Raw genomic sequence first — 3,294 nt, forward strand, 5'->3', positions numbered from 1 at the left:
ATGCCTTGGCGGTCAGAGGCGATGAAGGACGTGGCAGCCTGCGAAAAGTGTCGGGGAGCTGGCAACAAGCTTTGATCCGGCAATGTCCGAATGGGGAAACCCACTGCTTCGGCAGTATCCTGCAGTGAATACATAGCTGCTGGAAGCGAACCCGGTGAACTGAAATATCTAAGTAACCGGAGGAAAAGAAATCAACCGAGATTCCCTAAGTAGTGACGAGCGAACGGGGACTAGCCCTTAAGCTGGTATGGTTTTAGAAAAACAACCTGGAAAGGTTGGCCATAGAAGGTGATAGCCCTGTATTTGAAAGGGCCATACCAGTGAAGACGAGTAGGGCGGGGCACGTGAAACCCTGTCTGAACATGGGGGGACCATCCTCCAAGGCTAAATACTCCTGACCGACCGATAGTGAACCAGTACCGTGAGGGAAAGGCGAAAAGAACCCCGGAGAGGGGAGTGAAATAGATCCTGAAACCGTGTGCGTACAAGCAGTAGGAGCTCGCAAGAGTGACTGCGTACCTTTTGTATAATGGGTCAGCGACTTACTGTTCGTGGCAAGCTTAACCGTATAGGGGAGGCGAAGGGAAACCGAGTCTGATAAGGGCGCATAGTCGCGGGCAGTAGACCCGAAACCGGGTGATCTAGTCATGCCCAGGGTGAAGGTCAGGTAACACTGACTGGAGGCCCGAACCCACTCCCGTTGCAAAGGTAGGGGATGAGGTGTGATTAGGAGTGAAAAGCTAATCGAACCCGGAGATAGCTGGTTCTCCTCGAAAGCTATTTAGGTAGCGCCTCATATGTATCCTCTCGGGGGTAGAGCACTGTTATGGCTAGGGGGTCATCGCGACTTACCAAACCATTGCAAACTCCGAATACCGAGACGGACTGTATGGGAGACACACGGCGGGTGCTAACGTCCGTCGTGAAAAGGGAAACAACCCAGACCCACAGCTAAGGTCCCAAATTCACTGCTAAGTGGAAAACGATGTGGAAAGGCATAGACAGCCAGGAGGTTGGCTTAGAAGCAGCCACCCTTTAAAGAAAGCGTAATAGCTCACTGGTCGAGTCGGTCTGCGCGGAAGATTTAACGGGGCTAAGCAGTGAACCGAAGCTTGGGGTGCATCGCGATAAGCGATGCGCGGTAGAGGAGCGTTCCGTAAGCCTGCGAAGGTGGATTGAGAAGTCTGCTGGAGGTATCGGAAGTGCGAATGCTGACATGAGTAACGACAATGCGGGTGAAAAACCCGCACGCCGAAAGCCCAAGGTTTCCTTGCGCAACGTTAATCGGCGCAGGGTGAGTCGGCCCCTAAGGCGAGGGCGAAAGCCGTAGTCGATGGGAAGCAGGTTAATATTCCTGCACCTCGCGTAAGTGCGATGGAGGGACGGAGAAGGTTAGGTGTACCGGGCGTTGGTTGTCCCGGGGAAAGGCGGTAGGTTTGGATCTTTGGCAAATCCGGGATCCTTTAAGACCGAGCACCGAGACGAGTCTTTTAGACGAAGTCACTGATACCACGCTTCCAGGAAAAGCTCCTAAGCTTCAGCTTACGCAGACCGTACCGTAAACCGACACAGGTGGGTAGGATGAGAATTCTCAGGCGCTTGAGAGAACTCGGGTGAAGGAACTAGGCAACATGGCACCGTAACTTCGGGAGAAGGTGCACCCTTTTTGGTGGCTCGTGCGAGCTATAGCTGAAGAGGGTCGCAGAAACCAGGCCGCTGCGACTGTTTATCAAAAACACAGCACTCTGCAAACACGAAAGTGGACGTATAGGGTGTGACGCCTGCCCGGTGCTGGAAGGTTAATTGATGGGGTCAGCCGCAAGGCGAAGCTCTTGATCGAAGCCCCAGTAAACGGCGGCCGTAACTATAACGGTCCTAAGGTAGCGAAATTCCTTGTCGGGTAAGTTCCGACCTGCACGAATGGCGTAACGACAGCGGCGCTGTCTCCACCCGAGACTCAGTGAAATTGAAATCGCTGTGAAGATGCAGCGTTCCCGTGGCAAGACGGAAAGACCCCGTGAACCTTTACTATAGCTTTACACTGAACGTTGAGTTCGTCTGTGTAGGATAGGTGGGAGGCTATGAAACTGTGGCGCTAGCTGCAGTGGAGCCATCCTTGAAATACCACCCTGTCGTGCTTGACGTTCTAACCTAGGTCCGTAATCCGGATCGGGGACCGTGTATGGTGGGTAGTTTGACTGGGGCGGTCTCCTCCTAAAGAGTAACGGAGGAGCACGAAGGTACGCTCAGCGCGGTCGGACATCGCGCACTGTGTGCAAAGGCATAAGCGTGCTTGACTGCAAGATCGACGGATCAAGCAGGTACGAAAGTAGGTCTTAGTGATCCGGTGGTTCTGTATGGAAGGGCCATCGCTCAACGGATAAAAGGTACTCCGGGGATAACAGGCTGATACCGCCCAAGAGTTCATATCGACGGCGGTGTTTGGCACCTCGATGTCGGCTCATCACATCCTGGGGCTGTAGTCGGTCCCAAGGGTATGGCTGTTCGCCATTTAAAGTGGTACGCGAGCTGGGTTCAGAACGTCGTGAGACAGTTCGGTCCCTATCTGCCATGGGCGTTGGAGATTTGAGAGGGGCTGCTCCTAGTACGAGAGGACCGGAGTGGACGAACCTCTGGTGTTCCGGTTGTCACGCCAGTGGCATTGCCGGGTAGCTATGTTCGGAAGCGATAACCGCTGAAAGCATCTAAGCGGGAAGCGCGCCTCAAGATGAGATCTCCCGGGACACAAGTCCCCTAAAGGAACCATGTAGACTACGTGGTTGATAGGTCAGGTGTGTAAGTGCAGCAATGCATTGAGCTAACTGATACTAATGATCCGTGCGGCTTGACCATATAACCTCAAGATGCTTCCTCATAAGCATCCCTTAGCGCGACACACGTCGATCGCTCTCACTCGCTCGCTACATCACACCCCATGAGAGGCTGGCGCCCTTGCCGTCCTCGGTCCAACAACCGAGAACACGCACGCGGCGACACTCCAACCGTCTCCCTGGTGAAATTAGCGCTGTGGAACCACCCGATCCCATCCCGAACTCGGAAGTGAAACGCAGCTGCGCCGATGGTAGTGTGGCTCAAGCCATGCGAGAGTAGGTCATCGCCAGGGGCTTTACCCCAAATCCCCGTCCCACTAGGACGGGGATTTTTTATTGCGCGGGCGAAAAACCAACACGACGCGCCCAGGCGATGGAAGGCCGGGCGCACGCCCCGCGGCGACATGCCGCCCAGGGGCTGCGCGCCGTACCCTCACCCCAACCCCTCTCCCGGCGGGAGAGG

Annotated in this window: 2 rRNA genes (1 of these 2 running past the window's edge); both read left to right on the forward strand. The window is 54.9% G+C overall.

Features of this window, described 5'->3' with window-relative positions:
• Positions 1–2,853 (forward strand): 23S ribosomal RNA (locus D588_RS0108295); it begins 27 nt to the left of the window's first position.
• A 156-nt stretch (positions 2,854–3,009) separates the two neighbouring features.
• Positions 3,010–3,124 (forward strand): 5S ribosomal RNA (gene rrf / locus D588_RS0108300).
• Positions 3,125–3,294 lie beyond the last annotated feature (170 nt).

Source organism: Xanthomonas sp. SHU 308 (genome assembly GCF_000364645.1).
Lineage (GTDB): Bacteria > Pseudomonadota > Gammaproteobacteria > Xanthomonadales > Xanthomonadaceae > Xanthomonas_A > Xanthomonas_A sontii.